This window comes from Providencia sp. PROV080 (genome assembly GCF_033688105.1).
In the GTDB taxonomy this organism is placed as follows: Bacteria; Pseudomonadota; Gammaproteobacteria; order Enterobacterales; family Enterobacteriaceae; genus Providencia; species Providencia zhejiangensis.
The window spans coordinates 4,037,355-4,055,396 of sequence record NZ_CP096346.1 but is presented as its reverse complement, the minus strand read 5'-3'; the positions used below and the strand labels follow the sequence as shown (position 1 = coordinate 4,055,396).

Genomic DNA, 18,042 nt, shown 5'->3' with positions numbered 1-18,042 from the left:
GCTGCTATATGACTCGAGTTTAAAAATGATAAAATAGGAAAAGAAAATATAAAGAAAAATAACAGGATTGAATAAAATGAATTTTTTATCATCATATTTTGGGAATATATTTAAAAATATTGGTTTTAAATAGATACATCATTTTAATTAAAGGATGTATCATTCTTGTATAATATAAAAACATCTGGTTTTTACTCATGCGTGGTGAAAAAAACCATGATTTTATAATTAATCTTTTTGAGTCAATGAAAAAATTATTTTTTATTGCTAATTTAGTTAACATTATATACTGTTTAGCTATTACATTATTAATTGTGTTTTTTGATATTCCGTATTCACTTAATTTAGATAATGACTTCTCATAGAGTATAGCTTCTGAATTTATTTCATATTTTGTTAAATTTTTTCTAGAGCTGCTCCATGAGCCAATTGCGTTCGTTCTGTATACACACGTTATTTCAGGTAAATATAAAGAACCATTAGAAACTGATGCGATAATTTGCATAAAATAGTCCCCTACAGGAACATTATAAAACCATTCTGGAAGATTTTTTATTGTATTTGAATGTAACATAAGAGATGCAGTTGGCATAAATGCCCCCCCTCCTTCTACTACTTGTTCAGTTGTAAACAATATTTCATTATCGCCGTAATGTGAAACTACTTTTACAACATGGTCTGATGAAATTGATTTACAAGAACTGAAACAGATATTTACATTCTTATTATTACTCAGTAGATTAAACTGTTTATGTATTTTATCATCTCTTATCCAATAATCATCACCCTCACATAACGCAATATATTCACCTTTTGCTTCAACAACTGCTAATGGAATTATTTTTTTACCTTTACTATATTGATTTTCTTTTTGTAATATTAGCTTAATTATGTTTGGATATTTTTCTTGATATCTTTTTATTATTTTTCTAGTATTATCGGTAGATACATCATCATGAATTATCACTTCAAACCTATAATCTGTAACCTGTGCTAACATTCCATTGATTGCATCTCTAATATAACCTTCTTGATTAAATGTAATGCAAACACAGCTAATATATACTTTATCTGTATATTTCCAATGCTCCATGATTGAAGCTTCATTTTCGGGGGCTTTTAAAGGATTAATATTCATTTTTAATAATAGTTGGTTTGATATCTTTACAGCAGAGAACGTTTTCTTTAATGGTAACATACTCATTTTTAGTTTGACCATTTGAAATCCATTCAATTATTTGTTTAGGAATGTGTGCTCCTGCTAAATGAGAGAATGGATATTGTCCACCAAATCGAGCATTCATTTCTAATATATAGAATTTACCATTTTCTTCTAAACAATCAGTATCTAAAATACAAATATGACCTAATTCTCTTGATAATAACTCACCAAGCTTATGAAGAGTTGGATTATTAATCGTTAAAGCTTGATCTGTTTCTCCGGAACGCATAGCTACTTTTTGCTTACAGAATGTAGTGACATATTTACCATTTAAATCATTAATAATTTCTATGCCATATTCATGACCAGAAATATATTGCTGTATGATAACGGATTTATCAATATCTAAGGCAGATTCATACTTAAGATACGTTGATTGAATTTCATTTTTTACTTTCTGATAAAAAATGTTGAGTTCATCTATTGTCTCAGCTTTATAAATTCCAATAGAGCCCATCCCCCAGCGTGGTTTAACAATTAAAGGTAGTTCTAATGAGTGATTTTTAATAGCTTCATATGCTGAAGATAAAGATAAAAATGTTTGCGGGGTAGGAATATTTCGATTTGCTAAAAAAAGATATGACTTCCATTTATCATTACAAATATCGATGACACTTGGTGAAGATACTATAACATTTATGCCAATATCTAAAAACGATTGCTTATGTTTGGCTAAAATTGGCAAGTCAATATCAAATAAAGATACAACTATATTAATATTATTTTTTTTACAGTATTGTAATAGAAACTCAATATAATTATTTGAATAAATTTCAGGAGTTATAACGGATGAATCAGCATGCGTCATTGCATAGGTTTTGATGCTATTTGCGGCAAAAACTTTGCCATTAAACTCTTGTAACGCATCTTTAAAATAGTCAATTAAATAGGTGCGTCTACCCACAGATGTTAGTAATATGTTCATTTTTATGCCATTAAATTAAGTAAACCGCCGGTGTGCCAAAATAAGACGTTTGTATGTTTAGGATATTGCTCTGTTTTTATAATATTTTCCATCCCCATCCATGCTTTCCCTGTATATACAGGATCCAAAATAATTCCTGTATTTTTAGCTACCTTGCTTATTATTTCTGATAGCTCATTACATGTTTTTTCATAACCACCACAATTATATTTATCAGTAAAAATAATATTATTGATGTAATTATTATTTAAATTTGAGATAGAAACAAACTCCTCAACAGATTTTTTTATTTCGCTCGTACCTCTATTTTGATCTCTTGCGACACTAATTCCATGAACTATAGTATGGTTATAATAATGTTTGAAACCACAATGTAGACCTGCTTGTGTAGCCCCTGTTCCACTTGCTAAAAAAACGGCATCAAATTCAATTTCTGATTGTTCTTTGAGTTCTGAAACTGCATCAAAATATGCCAATGTACCTTCATAGCAATGACCACCACCCCAAATATAGAAAGGAGAATAGCCTAGCCTGCAATAGCGCTCCATTTCTAAATCCATCACTTTCGATATATCACTAAGTTCACAATAAACTAGACGAACACCTAATAACTCAAGAATTTTTAAATTTCCTGTAGAGTCTTCAAGAGGAGTACTATGGATGATGATTGTGCATTCTATTCCTAATTCACGGCAACGGATTGCTGTTGCCCGAGCATGGTTGGATTGTATTCCACCGCATGTCACAACTGCATTACATTTTTCTTCTAGGCATTTTTTTAATATATAATTAAGTTTCCGGCCTTTATTTCCACCTCCTGATATAGGATATAAGTCATCTCTTTTAATATATAAATTTATATCTGTAAACGAGTTTACTTTTTCTAAGGGAGTTATAGCACTCATAATTTAAGCTCCATATCACATCCAAGTATTGTTGTGTTTTTATACATAAACTCTTTTTTTTCAATAAAATTATATTTCTTATATAAATAATAGGCAGTTGAATTTTTTCTTACAGTTAAAGATAATGATTTAAATCCATTTAAATTCAACTCATTAATAATGCTTTCTAATAATAACTTCGAGTAGCCATACCCTCTATATTTAGTATCGACAGCAATGTAAGGAATATATGCTTTTTTTTCAAAAATATCATTTGCATAGCAAGCAATTAATGCAGCAATAGATTCATTTTCTATGATGGCAAGTATGATGGCATGAGCTGCTAATTTTTTAGTATAAACGGGAATATCAATACGGGAAGATAGTGATGGAAAAAATTCAGTATCATTACAACGAATGAATTCTTCAACAGCAGGGATATCGATGTCTTCAATCCATTTAATTTTCATTTTTTATGATTTTCACAATTAGTTCTAAATCATCATTACTTAACTCAGTATGAATTGGTAAGCAGATAACATTATCTGATATTTTTTGAGATTCAGGAGTGTCTGCTATATATTTTTTATAAAGATTGAAGCCTGTAATTAAAGGGTAGAAGTAACGTCTGGCTAGTATATTATTATCTTTTAGTTTTTGAAATAAATTATCTCTACTCATTCCAAACTTATCTTCATTTATCAATATAGGAAAATATGAATGATTCATAGAGACGTTTGAGTCTGTAGGAAATAAAGATAAGCCGTCAACATCTATTAGATTTTTCATATAAAATGAAGCAACATTTTTTCTTTTTATTAAGGCAGAATCAATATGTTTTAGTGTCGCTAACCCAAATGCTGCTTGTACTTCGTTCATTTTTGCGTTTGACCCAAGCATAGATATTTCAATTTCTGATTCATATCCAAAGTTTTTTAGTCTATCTAATTTTTCTTTCATCTCTTTGGTATGACAGATAATAGCACCACCTTCAATTGTTGAGTATGCTTTAGTTGCATGAAAACTCAGAATAGAAAGATCGCCCCAATTAAGAATGGATACGTCATCTTTTTTAACACCGAAAGCATGTGCAGCATCATAAATTACTTTTAATCCATGCTTATCAGCAATTTCTTGAATAGCATCATGATCGCAAGGGTTACCATAAACGTGAACGGGTAATATCGCTGATGTCTCTTCAGTAATTGCCTCTTCTATTTTTTTAGGATCTATATTGAAGGTGTTAGGATCGATATCGACAAAAACAGGTTTCAAATTGTTGAGTAAAATGGCATGACTTGTTGCAACAAAGCTGTAAGGCGTTGTTATTACTTCGCCTTTGAGATCTAAAGCCTGCAATGCAGTAATTAAAGCGAGTGTCCCATTAGAAAATAGAGAAATATAGTCGACACCTAAATAGTTACATAACTCTTTTTCTAATAATTGATGGTAATGCCCATTATTCGTCAACCATTTTCTTGACCAAATGTCTTCTAAATAAGGAGTCAATTCTTCTAATGGTGGTAATAAAGGTGATGTTACAGTAATATTATTCATGATTTTTAGTTAGCTTCTTAGGCAAGATATTTAACATAATATGGTTGTATAGATCTTTTTGTAAAAAACGGATACTTAATATATAAAATAATGTAGCCATGATAATTATTAATATAATTGAAATCCATGGAGATACTGATATCAAACTTGTTATTAACCATGCTATAGAACAAGTAGTTATTGCAATTAACCATATAGGCAATAATGCTCTTAACTGTGAACTACCTGATAGGCTACCAATTTTACCGTTATAATAAGTATTGATGACTAATGCTAAATAAGATTGAATAACGATTCCAATACATATTGCATTAATGCCATAGGGGATAGTAATGAAAAGAATAATCGTTGTAATTACTTTTTTTATTATTTCTAATTTTAAGAAGAGGTCAGACCTACCTTTTACTTGTAGATAATTTAAATTTATAGCATGGATAGGATAAAGCAGTAATCCAGTAGCCAGTATGCTGGTAAGTAATGAAGCTGATTTCCATTCATAGCCTAATAGTTCAGGTATTAACGGATCAGCTACCACTGCAAGTCCGAAAAGTAGCGGAAAAATAACAGCAGCAGATAAACGCAATGTTAGTAAATAAGCATAATTTAATCGTTGTTCATCGTTTTGTATACTACTAAGCATTGGATAGGTGACCCTTTGGATAATAGAGGTCATCGTAATCGCTGGAGTTCTAACTAATTGGTTTGCTTGGGTAAAATAACCTACATCTAACACATTAAATTTTTTACCGATAACTATTTGATAAATGTTTTGATAAATACTATCGATTAAACCAGATAGCATAAGTTTTGAGCCAAATCCAAATAGTTGCTTAAATGAGTCAAAGTTAAAACTGAGTTTTGGTAGCCATTTATGTAGTATATTAAGGAAGATAACATTACATAATGTATAAGTTATAGTTTGTCCAACTAAAGACCACACACCAAATCCATAATATGCCATAGCGAATGCCACTATACTGCTTATACAAACAGCGGCTAGTGAAGCTTTTGCTTGGGTTTTGAAATCCATATTTATGGATAACTTAGTACGCTGTATTATTGCAAGGGCATTAATTATGATAACCAATGCTAATACCCGAGTTAAAGAAGTCAGCTCTGGCTGTTTATAAAAATCAGCAATATACGGTGCACTAATATATAAAATAAGATAGCAAACAAGTGCAATGGCAATATTGAAATAGAAAGCTGTTGAATAATCTAGCTCTGTTCTATCTAACTTTCTAATTAATGCCGAACTTAATCCACTATCAACGAAAACTTGGCTGACGGCAATAAATATAGCTAACATACCGATAAGGCCGAACGCTTGAGGGCCAAGCATTCGGGCAAGTACAAGCATTACCACTAATTGGATGGCTTGTGTTGCTAACCTTTCAATTGCACTCCATTTTAAGCCTGAAGTTGTTTTTTGTTTTAAATTACTATCCATAGGGTTACTTCAGTAAAGATAGCAAATATTCACCATAGCTATTTTTAGCCATTAGCTTAGCTCTTGCCAATAAATCTTCTCGTGTTAGCCATTTGTTGTTATATGCAATTTCTTCTAAACAAGCTACTTTGTAACCTTGTCTTTTTTCTATTGTTTCTACAAATTGGGCTGCCTCAAGTAAACTTTCATAGGTTCCTGTATCTAGCCAAGCGAAGCCACGACCTAACATTTCTACATTTAAAGCATTCTGGTTTAAATACATTTCATTAAGTGTTGTTATTTCTAATTCACCGCGCTGAGAGGGTTTAACCTGTTTTGCTAGTTTAACAACTTGGTTGTCATAGAAATATAAGCCAGTCACTGCATATTTTGATTTTGGCTTTTGGGGCTTTTCTTCAATGGAAATAACTTTTTTATTTTGATCAAATTCAACAACACCAAAGCGTTCTGGGTCTTTTACTTGGTATCCAAAGACTGTTGCCCCTTCTTGGCGTGATGCTGCTTCTTTTAGCTTCGGTGTAAATGCTTGACCATAGAAAATATTATCTCCTAGCACCAAACACACACTATCTGAGCCAATAAACTCTTCGCCAATAATAAAGGCTTGTGCTAAACCTTCAGGTTTGGGTTGTATTGCATATTGTAATGAAATACCAAATTGAGACCCGTCACCTAATAAACGCTCGAAGCTGTTTTGATCTTCTGGGGTTGTAATAATCAGAATTTCACGGATACCAGCCAGCATAAGTACTGATAATGGATAATAGATCATTGGTTTATCGTAAATAGGAAGTAATTGTTTAGATACTCCCATTGTAATTGGATATAATCTTGTGCCAGAACCGCCCGCTAAAATAATACCTTTCACTATTAAGCCCCTAATCTTTCTCTATTATATTTATTATTTTGAACTGACTCACACCAGTCTAAATTATTTAAATACCATTCAACCGTTTTACGTAAACCCGTTTCAAATGTTTCATCTGGTACCCAGTTCAGTTCATTTTTGATTTTAGTTGCATCAATGGCATAACGTAAATCATGACCAGGCCTATCTGTAACATAAGTAATTAGATCGCTGTAATGTTCAACATTATTTGGTTTGTTGGGTACGAGTTCTTCAAGGATGCTACAAATTGTTTTCACCACGTCAATATTTGCTTTTTCATTATGGCCGCCAATATTGTAAGTTTCACCAACTTTACCTTGGGTAACAACTTTGTAGAGTGCTCTTGCATGATCTTCAACATACAGCCAGTCTCTGATCTGTTGCCCGTTACCATAAACAGGCAAGGGTTTCCCTTCTAATGCATTTAGGATGATTAAAGGGATCAGTTTTTCAGGGTAGTGGAATGGACCATAGTTATTGGAGCAGTTTGTTACGATAGTTGGTAAACCATAAGTACGTTGCCACGCTCTGACTAGATGATCACTAGACGCTTTTGACGCAGAGTAAGGGCTACTTGGCGCATAAGGTGTAGTTTCAGTGAAAAGATCAGTTGTTGATTCAAGGTCACCATAGACTTCATCAGTGGATATATGATGAAAGCGAAAGGTTTCTTTTTTGTCTGTTGGCAATTGATTCCAATATTGGCGAGCTGCTTCTAATAATGTATAAGTGCCAATAATATTGGTTTGGATAAACTCACTTGGACCATCAATTGAACGGTCCACATGTGACTCAGCAGCTAAATGCATAATGGCATCTGGTTGATGCTGTTTAAATATATCGGTAATTGCAGCAGAGTCACAAATATCAACCTTAATAAAGGTATATCTAGAATTCTCACGAATTGAATCGAGTGACTCTAAATTACCTGCATAAGTTAATTTATCAATATTAATAACGGAATTATTGGTATTATTAACAATATGACGAACAACCGCAGAACCAATAAAACCTGCACCACCAGTAACTAATATTTTCACTGAAAACCTTGGTATTTAATAATTTATTAAGGGTAAATAAAATTAGCTATGGTATAAATAATCATCATCTAATTGTGATCGAGCATAGCTACCGCACTGGGTTATCGGGCCCCAGAGCACCATTGAATTCTATATCTATGCTTATTAATTGATAACATTACATTTTTATGTAATTGCTCAATTGATAAGCATTTCTTATCGTTTTTACCCCCGAGAGGGTATGCCTCTACGCTGACTCGGTCAAGCGAAAGCCACTAATAATAACACTAAATATAGGTTATGACTATTAATGTGATAGTCTTAAAGAATAGTCTTATTGGTTTTGTAAATCATATAAATTCTTTTAAATTATAAGGTTATATTTTTCCTAAATAACGTTTGATAATTGGCAACATTTTATTTTAAGAGAGATAAAATAACCCTATTTTTTGTCGAGGTATTATCTTAATTAAACTAATAACTCTCTCGTTACAAGAGTATCGCGTTAAGATAACTTGAATAATTGAGATATACATCATTTTTATTTTTTGGTTGCCAATGAATATTCGTAAAAGGCGTTTAATTGATAAATTAAGATAATTAATTTTTGATGTAATAACTCAAGAACACTCAATAAGCGACTTCTCATGTTAATTATAGTGTGGCCTTAACTAATTGCGAATGGGAAGGTGTCAAAAAATGAATAATACCCTAGCTGCATGGAAAGGCTGCTAGGGTATGTCTTTTAGATAAGGGGGAGTATTACCACTTGAATGGCAGTGTCACCATCACGGAAGCACCGATATCATCACGGGTATCGTAATCGGTTTTCGAAACCCAGACTTTAGCGTCTGTACTAACTCGGTCGTCAAAATTATGCCACCAGCCTAAATCAAGACCTTTAATTGTTTCTGATTTAGGGAATGCTTTATTTTGCCACTCACTTTCTTTGTTAACTTTTGCATACACTAAACGTGTACTAACACGGTTATCATCGTCAAGGGTGTATTCCACTTTGGCTGATAGCATACGCCCATCACCGCCCATGGCATGGCCTAATGGAGCACCTTGTTGGTAGTATCCATTTTTGTAGATAAAGTGAGTATACATCACCCCGTTTTTATTCCACTCGGTGTGGGTATTGGCACCTTCAATATACCAACTTAAAGGCTGGCCCCAAGCAGTGTGGTAGCCTTCTATGCCCCCCATAAAGGCATTTTTCGATGGAAACATACCCGCTTCATCTTCACCGATCATCTGCCCATAAACACTGACAGGTAGGCCAATTAGCGGATAAAGTTTAATTTTGGCATCAAGTCCTGCGAGTTGGTTACCTGGATCATCATTTTGATCACCGGTGTTATCTTTACCTGCCATCGCATTCCAGAAAGAATTCCAGTTGTTTGGACGCCCTTCACCACCCCACATCACTACGCGCGAACCACCTAATTCAAAGAAATCAGTTGGGTTCATGGTCATGCGTAAACCAATTAATTTTGTGTGTGGCTGTGACGAGTATTGCTTAATTTGCCCAGCAGTCAGCTGATATTGCCATGAACCAATCCATGACAGCCAAGGGGTCTCAAATGGACTTTGGTCTGCACGCTGCATAAGGAAACCAGTAACTGGACGTGCTGCATCAGTACGAATCAAACTACCATCATGACCAGGTCCCCACCATTGAGGGATTTCACCGAAACTTACCCATTGGTTCCAAATTTTTACGCCACCATAAGAACCATTAAGGTTGTAATCAGAGCCATTTTCAACACGTAGCGCTCGTTCAGCGTTGGCTTTTAGATTTAAGTCAACATCGTCGGTACTATAGTTGCCTTCAACGGTGTAACGGAAATCACTGTATTCGCTTTGGGCGAATCCTTGTGGCATGGAAGGCTTACCAGTGGATAAATAGGTTTGTAATTGAACACTATTTTTCGTGCGGTTTAGTTGCTGCTTAATACGTTGTACTATCGCTTCTTGTTCACTATTGGTGATATTGGCATTATTTAGTGAGCGGGTTATTTCTTCTGCCGATAAAGGCCATGTTGAAAGACTAATTTGGATAACATTACGCTCTGATAACCAGGCGAGGTCGTTACGTAGATTGTTATCGGGTAATACGAGTCCTCCAGCAAGAGCGTTACCACTCATTGCACTCAATAACGTTAGGATGGCCAACTTGGTAAGCTTAATTTTTTTCATTGATGAATCCGTTGAGTTGAGTCGTCTAATTTTTTGTGTCTTGATGCAAACAATTGCCTATAAAATAATTCAAATTGAACGCAAATTAAGAGTGATAATTGCCACGCTGAGATTACAGGGATATTTGTCGTATTGATTAGACATGCGTGCTGCGTTCTATATCAATATAATAGGTAATCTTTGAGTAAATAAAAAGCAGATTATCAATATATCCGGTATTTTGTCTGTTTATGATTATAGATCACGAGATAAATAGAAATTGAGGGATTAATATCGAGTATTCATTTTTATTAATATGAGAACTTCCTATTTATTGTTTTTAAATGGCTTTTAATTCCTATCAAAAAATGATGATAAAACGTGTTGATATTGAAATAAGCAAGAATGCTTAAGTAAATAGGTGGGCGTGAGTGAGGTATCAATATTGCGAAATAAAAAGTAAGCCCTTTAAATAATCTTATTTAAAGGGCTTAAAATAAAGCTTATGGCTGGATAAGATTATCGACCATGTTCGGGTAACCAAATCTGTAAACGTAAACCACCAAGTGGGCTATCGTCAGCTTTTACCCAACCTTTATGTTGTGATATCGCTGTTTCAACAATCGCCAAACCTAACCCCGTGCCTCCGGTTTCTCTATCACGAGCTTCATCAGTGCGATAGAACGGGCGGAAAATATTTTCACGGTCTGCTGGGCTAACCCCAGGGCCATCATCATCAACAGTGATTAATATGCCGTTGTTTTCCTCTTTAAAATTCACCGCAATGTGTGTATTAGAGTAACGAAGGGCATTACGAACAATGTTTTCAAATGCACTGCCAATTGCCGATGGGTTGCAGTAGATAGGCCATGGGCCGGGCGGTGCGGTTACATCCAACGTTTTATTCATTTGCTCTGCTTCAAAGCGAGCATCCTCTAAAATATCTCCCCATAAATCATCGGCTTTAATGTTCTCCCTGAGGATTTCATTTTTGTGTTGGCTACGTGATAACACCAATAAGTCGTTGATCATGCTATCTAAGCGATGGGTTTCGGTTTCGATGCGTTCTAACTCTTTACTTTCACCGTGGCGACGACGTAATAGTGCCGTTGCCAACTGCAATCGAGTTAATGGCGTTCGTAATTCGTGTGAGATATCAGAAATTAAACGTTGTTGGGCGGTGACCATGCCATCAAGCGCACTGATCATCTGGTTAAAACTATTACCTGTAGAAAGAAATTCTTGAGGTCCAGATTCAAGTTCAGGGTGTGGACGTAAATTGCCTTTTGCGACATCGTCAGCTGCCATTTTTAATTTACGAGCAGGGCGAGCCAGACTCCATGATAGCCAAAGTAGTAACGGAGCACTGATTAACATGGTGGCAATTAACAGCAGGAATGGTCTATCAAACAATAAGTTAATAAAGTCTGATTGCGGGCTATTTGCCGGTCGTACTAAATAGAGTTGATAGTGATCTTCACCGTCGCGAATGGAAAACGGTCCAAGAATTTCGGCTCGTCCGTATTTTTTCTTTTTCGGGTGATCGGCGTTGTCGGATTGCCCGATAAAGTTACGGATCACTTGCATTTCACTGGGCATCGCACCGATAACACGTCCTTCACTGGTCACAATGATGAGACGTTGCCCCGGGGGAGCCCATTTTTTGATGGAGTTAGAAATACGTCGCCACCAAAGTAGGTCGTTCATCGGTGCCTGTGCAAGTTCGGCTTCGATGTGTTGCTCAAGCATCTCCCCTTGGCGTTGCTCACTTTCCAGTAGGGAAGTGAGCTGCCTAGAGTCTAGCTTGGGTACCATCAGCACTAGCATTAAAACTAGTGCGAGGGTAAACCAGAAAATCGCAAATATTCTCGCGGTTAAGCTATTTATCATGTTGCTGAAACCATCAAGTATCCACGGCCACGCAAGGTTTTAAACCAAGGTTGACCATCTGTACGTTCTGGGAGTTTACGGCGTAAGTTAGATATGTGCATATCAATTGCACGGTCAAACGGTGTTAACCGCTTACCGAGCACTTCTTGACTTAAATGTTCTCTTGAAACAACTTGACCAAGGTGCTGTGCTAATAAATACAGTAACGTGAATTCGGTACCTGTTAGGTCAAGAATTTCATTGTCAAAGCTAGCTTCTTGGCGGCCTGGATTCAATTGTAGTTTATCCACCTGTAATACCGGTGTATTGCTGTTATCTCCTTGGTTTTGTTCACTCCAATTAGAGCGGCGCAATAATGCACGGATACGCGCGACTAATTCACGGTCATTAAAAGGCTTAGGCAAATAGTCGTCAGCACCTAATTCTAACCCTAATACTTTGTCGAGTTCGCTTCCGCGGGCAGTCAACATAATAACGGGGGTTTGGTGGATTTGACGTAGCTCTTTTAATGTCTCAATACCATTTTTCTTTGGCATCATGACATCGAGTAATAACAGGTCAATGGACGAATCAAGTTGTTGCAAAGCCTGTTCACCATCATAGGCGATGACAACGTTGAAACCTTCCATTTCGAGCAGTTCTTTTAAGAGCGACGTGAGTTCACGGTCGTCATCAACTAATAGGATTTTATGCATGTGTTTAAGTCCTCCAGCTGCCAAAATACGATAACAATCTTCACGATTCCATGACTTTACGTTCTTTTACATGCTCTGACGCTAGTTTGCAGCCACCAGCGTATAGTTGTCTACATTGAATCACGAGCACTGTCCGAGAACAAGGAGTTGGGAATGCAAAGAACAGCACAAACAACAGTTATGTTGACGTTAACCTCTGCATTTATTATCGGATCAGTGACGGCTTTTGGGGATACACCAGAAAATATTATTCAAACTGGTGATTCATCGACTCCCCTAATGTTACAAATGCAAAATGAGCCGGAGTCTCCATCAGTAGTTGCTCAGCTTCAGCACCATGAGCTGTTTGGTAATGCAGAACGCACAAGTACATTTATGTTTAATGGTATCACGTTAAATGAAAAACAGCGTCAGCAATTGCGAGATTTAATGGCAACACAGCGTCGTTATCAATTTGATAACCCAGTTTCCATGCAAGAGCGTGAAGCACTGCACAATTTAATCATCGCCGATGATTTTGATGAAAAAGCGGTTCGTGACCAGTTAGAAAAACATATGCAAAAAGAATTGGCCCAGCGTGTTGAAATGGCGCGTATTCACCATGAGTTGTACCAGCTATTAACACCTGAGCAGAAAGCCCAACTTGAGCAGATCCATCAACAGAAGATGTCTCAATTTCAGGCTTTACAGTAAATAGTTTTGTTGAAGTTGTTTAATTCGAAATTCTCTTGATCGTAGTAGTGAAGTAGCAATAAGTGAAGTTTTTCCTTGCCATAGACACCATCCCTGTCTTTTACAGCCCCTTCTTGGGGCTATTTTTTTGCCTATTACTATGTATCATAGGCCTTATAAATCCAAAAAAGACTGATTTAATGAATATGAACAGTTGAATTGTGCACAGGTTAATATCGGGATAGAGCTTTCCTGTTATTTAATTTTAATCATATTATTTAGTCTATCGTGATTTATTCTGCTGCAAATTCTACTATTGAGATAAAAAACAGATGAACTTCACTTTATAAGTCGATTCTTACTATATTCCTATTGTTATTTTTTGCAGACTTTATAGTCTTTAAAACCTTAAAAAGAATGGTTATGTGTATTGCAAAGGAAAAAATATGATGAAGATGAAGGCGCTTGTTGCAGTCGCTGTTTCAGCCGTGATTTTGACGGGATGTAAAAACTTAGATCAGGGCATGCTAACAAACTCGGGTATGCAATTACTGCAAGCTGCTACTTTAACTGACGGTGACGTGAAGCAATTAAGTGACCAGTCATGTAAAGAGATGGATGCACAAAATAAAATTGCACCTGCTTCTAGCAAATACTCGAAGCGCTTAGATAAAATTGCTAAAGCATTAGGCAATGAAATCGATGGCACTCCTGTTAACTATAAAGTTTATCTGACCGATGAAGTAAATGCGTGGGCAATGGCGAATGGCTGTGTGCGTGTTTATAGCGGTTTGATGGATATGATGAATGATAATGAAGTTGAAGGTGTATTAGGCCACGAAATGGGCCACGTTGCACTGGGTCACTCACGTAAAGCTATGCAAGTTGCTTATGCCGCTGTTGCTGCCCGCACCGCAGCGGCTTCAGCAGGTGGCGTGGTTGAGCAATTGAGCGCGTCTCAGGTTGCTGCATTGGGTGAAAAACTGGTTAACTCTCAGTTCTCTCAACACCAAGAAAGTCAGGCGGATGATTTCTCTTATGACCTGCTGAAAAAGCGTGGAATTAAAACCGAAGGTCTGGCAACCAGTTTTGAAAAATTAGCAAAACTGGGCGGTAGCGAAAGCAGCATGTTTGACTCGCATCCACCGTCAGCTGAACGAGCTCAACATATCCGTGACCGTATTGCGGCTGATAAATAAGCCTTTTTGTTAGTCAACAATCATATTGAAGTGCAGCTATGGTGAATCCATCGCTGCACTTTTTTTTGCATTTTTTGTGAGTTTTTTCAGAGAATTTGCAGCGTGTCTGCGAGTGTAATCTCAAATAAGAGGAATTCAGAGCTTCCCTGTTGTGCTAATAAATAAACCCGTTTAGCTTAAGTCTTAATTTTCATTTCTGATGTGTTAATTAAAAAATATTTATCTCTTCTGACTAAGAACTGGGTAGAAAAATAGAAAAACGCTTTGCAAGGAATAAAGATGGAAAAAGCTCAAAGAGTTTCTTTGATGGCAAAAGGAATGGGGATGTTATTATCATTTACTTGCCGCTTATTAACCGGTGTACGTACGCGTTGGGTCGGTTGTCAACCAACGATGACGTCTCGTATATATTATGCGAATCACTCTAGTCACCTTGATGGTCTTGTTATTTGGTCTGGCTTACCTCCTTTAATGCGCCATACCGTCCATCCTGTGGCAGCAAAAGATTATTGGGATAAAACACCGTTTAGACGTTATTTGGTTAATAAAGTATTCCGAGCCGTATTGGTTGATCGAAAAGGGGAGGGGGCCGCCAAAGACAATATATTAGCGCCGCTAGAAGCGGTGTTAGTACAGCAACAATCATTGATCCTCTTTCCGGAAGGCACTCGCGGCGATGGCGAAGAATTAAGTCATTTCAAAAGTGGTATTTACCACCTAGCTAAAAAATTTCCTCATGTCGAAGTGGTTCCTGTTTATCTTGAAAATTTAAACCGTGTGTTGCCAAAAGGCTCCAAGCTCGTGGTTCCCGTTATTTGTTCCGCAGTAGTGGGAGCGCCTCTCTCGCCATTAGGCGAGGATGAATCTAAAGCTGAATTTTTACAACGCGCTAAATCTGCATTAGAGGAGTTGATGCCATGAGCCTTTGGGATAGCGAGATCGTGTTATTGCTATCGGGTGTATTTAGTATACTCGTGGTAGCCAGTATCATTGGTGGGATCCTTGCTTATCGGTATTCAGGAGAAAAGAGCAATCCTACAATCGACAATTTAAATGCCAGAATACGTGCATGGTGGTTGATGTGTATCGTGTGTGTATTGGCCGTTGTGATAGGCAATATCGGTGTTGTGATTTTATTTGCGCTAATTTCATTTTTCGCATTGAGAGAGTTTATTACTTTAACGCCAACTCGACGTAGTGATCATGAAGCGTTATTTTGGTGCTTTTTTATATTCCTGCCGTTGCAATATGTTTTGGTTGGTATTCAGTGGTATGGCATGTTTTCTATTTTTGTACCGGTATTCGTATTTCTTTTCCTACCGACACGTATCGCTTTAGCGGGGGATACTTATCATTTTCTTGAACGCACAGCCAAAATTCAGTGGGGTATGTTAGTTGCGGTGTTTTGTTTAAGCCATGTTCCTGCTTTATTGATGTTAGATATTCAAGGTTATGAAGGCGAGAATGTAAAATTACTCCTGTTTTTAATTGTTGTGACCCAACTTTCTGATGTGTTGCAGTATGTGTTTGGGAAATTGTTTGGCAAACATCCGATAGTGCCAAAATTAAGTCCGAATAAAACAATTGAAGGCTTTATTGGCGGCATACTCTCTTCGGTGCTTATTGGGATCTGTTTATATTGGGTAACGCCTTTCAGTTGGTGGGTTGCGGGATTGATGTCTCTTGCGATCACTTTAATGGGATTCGTCGGGGGGTTATGTATGTCGGCGATCAAACGTGATAGTGGTATTAAAGATTTCGGCGCAATTATTGAAGGGCATGGTGGCATGTTAGACCGTATCGACTCGTTATGTTTCGCAGCGCCAATATTCTTTCACTTAACACGTTATTTTTATACGTAATTTGGCTTCTGTGTTCGATTAACTCCAAAATGAAAAAAGTGCTTGAAACCGCGCGGGTCAGGCACTCAGCTAAAGCCTATCAAATTTTATACCTCGCGACAGTTGGCGTGTTTAGCAACCCAACGACGGCATGTTGTCGTCCTCACGCTACTGGGGAATGATGCAAGGAGGTTCACCTTGGCTTCCTTAACACCCGTGAATAATGGCGCTTTATCATGTGAATATAGATAACCGTGCGAGTGACTGCCGCTGATGTTTAACTCGCAAGGTTAACTTTCTATTTCATATCAATGCTATGATGGAGACTTAATTTTTGTTTCGAAGTAAGGCAACAACCGCTATAGTGAGCCTGTGTTTTTACGGTAATCCATTTTATGAACTAAAATTGTGTAGACTGGATCACAATAAAGTATCAAAACTTGATGGAAAACAGGTATATCAGTACCTTTACCGTATTATAGTGGTAGGTGAATCAATTCAGCACGATGGTTTATAATCGAATTTGATGTAGAAAAGCGCAGGTGTTGTGTCTTTTATCGATTTGCAATTTATATTCATTAATCAGAGGTCATCATGGTCAAGCAGATTAAAAGAATTGGGGTATTAACAAGCGGTGGTGATGCACCAGGTATGAATGCTGCAATCCGCGGCGTGGTACGTGCTGCATTGAGCGAAGGGTTAGAAGTCATGGGTATCTATGATGGATATCTAGGTTTATATGAAAATCGCATGAAACAGCTAGACCGTTATAGTGTTTCTGACATGATTAACCGCGGTGGTACCTTCCTCGGATCTGCGCGTTTTCCTCAATTCCGCGATGAAAAAGTTCGTGCTGTTGCCATTGAAAATCTGAAAAAAAATCATATTGATGCTCTCGTCGTGATTGGTGGTGATGGTTCTTATCTCGGTGCTAAAGCATTAACAGAAGCTGGTTTCCCATGTATTGGTCTACCCGGCACTATCGATAATGACGTTGCAGGAACAGACTATACCATTGGTTACTTCACTGCCCTTGAAACCGTTGTTGAAGCGATTGACCGTCTGCGTGATACCTCAACTTCTCACAAACGTATTTCTATTGTTGAAGTGATGGGACGCTACTGTGGTGATTTAACGCTATCCGCGGCGATTGCGGGAGGGTGTGAGTTCTTAGTCTTGCCTGAAAATGAAATGGCTTATGATCGTGAAGAGCTGTTGTCTGAAATCAAACAAGGTATTGAGAAAGGCAAGCGACATGCTATCGTTGCGATTACAGAACATGTTTGCGATGTTGATGAATTAGCTAAATACATTGAAGCAGAAACCCATCATGAAACGCGTGCAACGGTACTGGGGCATATTCAACGTGGTGGATCGCCTGTTGCCTATGACCGTATTTTGGCCTCGCGTATGGGGGCATACTCTATTCAGCTCCTTTTAGAGGGCTATGGCGGTCGTTGTGTCGGGATCCAAAACGAAAAATTGGTTCACCATGACATTATTGATGCGGTAATGAACATGAAGCGCGTCTTTAAGAAAGATTGGTACGATACAGCGAAAAAACTGTACTGATTTTTACCTCTACAATTGCAAATCTCTCCTGTATCGTGCATTAACG

16 protein-coding genes are annotated in these 18,042 nt (G+C 37.0%); 5 read left to right on the top strand and 11 right to left on the bottom strand.

What is annotated here, in order from left to right:
• Positions 1-91: 91 nt before the first annotated feature.
• The 11 genes from M1F03_RS18355 to cpxR form a co-directional block, all read right to left on the bottom strand.
• Positions 92-1,219 (bottom strand): glycosyltransferase, encoded by a 1,128-nt coding sequence (locus M1F03_RS18355; RefSeq protein WP_318840039.1) that lies wholly within the window; start codon positions 1,217-1,219, stop codon positions 92-94.
• Positions 1,128-2,147 carry an ATP-grasp domain-containing protein gene (locus M1F03_RS18350; protein WP_318578317.1) on the bottom strand — a complete coding sequence of 340 codons (1,020 nt, stop codon included), beginning with the start codon at positions 2,145-2,147 and terminating at the stop codon, positions 1,128-1,130. Before M1F03_RS18350 ends, M1F03_RS18355 begins: the two co-directional genes overlap by 92 nt.
• A gap of 2 nt (positions 2,148-2,149) precedes the next feature.
• Positions 2,150-3,052, bottom strand: coding sequence for a 1-aminocyclopropane-1-carboxylate deaminase/D-cysteine desulfhydrase (locus M1F03_RS18345; RefSeq protein WP_318578318.1), 903 nt, complete (start codon positions 3,050-3,052; stop codon positions 2,150-2,152).
• Complete coding sequence (locus M1F03_RS18340; protein ID WP_318578319.1) at positions 3,049-3,501, bottom strand: GNAT family N-acetyltransferase; 453 nt, start codon at positions 3,499-3,501, stop codon at positions 3,049-3,051. The genes M1F03_RS18345 and M1F03_RS18340 overlap by 4 nt, the downstream gene beginning before the upstream one ends.
• Entirely contained in the window at positions 3,491-4,588 is a 1,098-nt protein-coding gene (locus M1F03_RS18335; RefSeq protein WP_413242958.1) for a DegT/DnrJ/EryC1/StrS family aminotransferase, read from the bottom strand. The genes M1F03_RS18340 and M1F03_RS18335 overlap by 11 nt, the downstream gene beginning before the upstream one ends.
• Entirely contained in the window at positions 4,581-6,038 is a 1,458-nt protein-coding gene (locus M1F03_RS18330; RefSeq protein WP_272578454.1) for a lipopolysaccharide biosynthesis protein, read from the bottom strand. Before M1F03_RS18330 ends, M1F03_RS18335 begins: the two co-directional genes overlap by 8 nt.
• 4 nt (positions 6,039-6,042) lie before the next feature.
• Positions 6,043-6,906, bottom strand: coding sequence for a glucose-1-phosphate thymidylyltransferase RfbA (gene rfbA, locus M1F03_RS18325; RefSeq protein ID WP_247047997.1), 864 nt, complete (start codon positions 6,904-6,906; stop codon positions 6,043-6,045).
• Positions 6,907-6,908: 2 nt separating this feature from the next.
• Positions 6,909-7,967 carry a dTDP-glucose 4,6-dehydratase gene (rfbB, locus tag M1F03_RS18320; RefSeq protein WP_318840038.1) on the bottom strand — a complete coding sequence of 353 codons (1,059 nt, stop codon included), beginning with the start codon at positions 7,965-7,967 and terminating at the stop codon, positions 6,909-6,911.
• Between the two features lie 741 nt (positions 7,968-8,708).
• Positions 8,709-10,148, bottom strand: a complete 1,440-nt coding sequence (locus tag M1F03_RS18315; protein WP_196714166.1) for a capsule assembly Wzi family protein — start codon at positions 10,146-10,148, stop codon at positions 8,709-8,711.
• Between the two features lie 498 nt (positions 10,149-10,646).
• Positions 10,647-12,017: an envelope stress sensor histidine kinase CpxA gene (cpxA, locus tag M1F03_RS18310; protein WP_154623646.1), complete on the bottom strand. Its 1,371-nt coding sequence runs from the start codon at positions 12,015-12,017 to the stop codon at positions 10,647-10,649.
• Complete coding sequence (gene cpxR, locus M1F03_RS18305) at positions 12,014-12,712, bottom strand: envelope stress response regulator transcription factor CpxR (protein WP_004924392.1); 699 nt, start codon at positions 12,710-12,712, stop codon at positions 12,014-12,016. Before cpxR ends, cpxA begins: the two co-directional genes overlap by 4 nt.
• A gap of 153 nt (positions 12,713-12,865) precedes the next feature.
• Here cpxR and M1F03_RS18300 point away from each other — a divergent pair, with 153 nt between their 5' ends.
• From M1F03_RS18300 to pfkA, 5 genes are all read left to right on the top strand, one after another.
• Entirely contained in the window at positions 12,866-13,405 is a 540-nt protein-coding gene (locus M1F03_RS18300; protein ID WP_154623647.1) for a Spy/CpxP family protein refolding chaperone, read from the top strand.
• Positions 13,406-13,833: 428 nt separating this feature from the next.
• Complete coding sequence (locus tag M1F03_RS18295) at positions 13,834-14,583, top strand: M48 family metallopeptidase (protein WP_154623654.1); 750 nt, start codon at positions 13,834-13,836, stop codon at positions 14,581-14,583.
• Between the two features lie 279 nt (positions 14,584-14,862).
• The gene (locus M1F03_RS18290) at positions 14,863-15,504 is read left to right on the top strand and encodes a lysophospholipid acyltransferase family protein (protein WP_154623648.1); all 642 of its coding nucleotides are present in this window, start codon (positions 14,863-14,865) and stop codon (positions 15,502-15,504) included.
• Positions 15,501-16,445: a phosphatidate cytidylyltransferase gene (locus tag M1F03_RS18285; protein WP_154623649.1), complete on the top strand. Its 945-nt coding sequence runs from the start codon at positions 15,501-15,503 to the stop codon at positions 16,443-16,445. The genes M1F03_RS18290 and M1F03_RS18285 overlap by 4 nt, the downstream gene beginning before the upstream one ends.
• Positions 16,446-17,018: 573 nt before the next feature.
• The gene (gene pfkA / locus M1F03_RS18280) at positions 17,019-17,996 is read left to right on the top strand and encodes a 6-phosphofructokinase (protein ID WP_154623650.1); all 978 of its coding nucleotides are present in this window, start codon (positions 17,019-17,021) and stop codon (positions 17,994-17,996) included.
• Positions 17,997-18,042 lie beyond the last annotated feature (46 nt).

Coding starts and splice junctions, on each gene's coding strand:
- M1F03_RS18355 (WP_318840039.1), bottom strand. CDS start 1,219: ATGGTCAAACTAAAAATGAGTATGTTACCATTAAAGAAAACGTTCTCT.
- M1F03_RS18350 (WP_318578317.1), bottom strand. CDS start 2,147: ATGAACATATTACTAACATCTGTGGGTAGACGCACCTATTTAATTGAC.
- M1F03_RS18345 (WP_318578318.1), bottom strand. CDS start 3,052: ATGAGTGCTATAACTCCCTTAGAAAAAGTAAACTCGTTTACAGATATA.
- M1F03_RS18340 (WP_318578319.1), bottom strand. CDS start 3,501: ATGAAAATTAAATGGATTGAAGACATCGATATCCCTGCTGTTGAAGAA.
- M1F03_RS18335 (WP_413242958.1), bottom strand. CDS start 4,588: ATGAATAATATTACTGTAACATCACCTTTATTACCACCATTAGAAGAA.
- M1F03_RS18330 (WP_272578454.1), bottom strand. CDS start 6,038: ATGGATAGTAATTTAAAACAAAAAACAACTTCAGGCTTAAAATGGAGT.
- M1F03_RS18315 (WP_196714166.1), bottom strand. CDS start 10,148: ATGAAAAAAATTAAGCTTACCAAGTTGGCCATCCTAACGTTATTGAGT.
- cpxA (WP_154623646.1), bottom strand. CDS start 12,017: ATGATAAATAGCTTAACCGCGAGAATATTTGCGATTTTCTGGTTTACC.
- cpxR (WP_004924392.1), bottom strand. CDS start 12,712: ATGCATAAAATCCTATTAGTTGATGACGACCGTGAACTCACGTCGCTC.
- M1F03_RS18300 (WP_154623647.1), top strand. CDS start 12,866: ATGCAAAGAACAGCACAAACAACAGTTATGTTGACGTTAACCTCTGCA.
- M1F03_RS18295 (WP_154623654.1), top strand. CDS start 13,834: ATGAAGATGAAGGCGCTTGTTGCAGTCGCTGTTTCAGCCGTGATTTTG.
- M1F03_RS18290 (WP_154623648.1), top strand. CDS start 14,863: ATGGAAAAAGCTCAAAGAGTTTCTTTGATGGCAAAAGGAATGGGGATG.
- M1F03_RS18285 (WP_154623649.1), top strand. CDS start 15,501: ATGAGCCTTTGGGATAGCGAGATCGTGTTATTGCTATCGGGTGTATTT.
- pfkA (WP_154623650.1), top strand. CDS start 17,019: ATGGTCAAGCAGATTAAAAGAATTGGGGTATTAACAAGCGGTGGTGAT.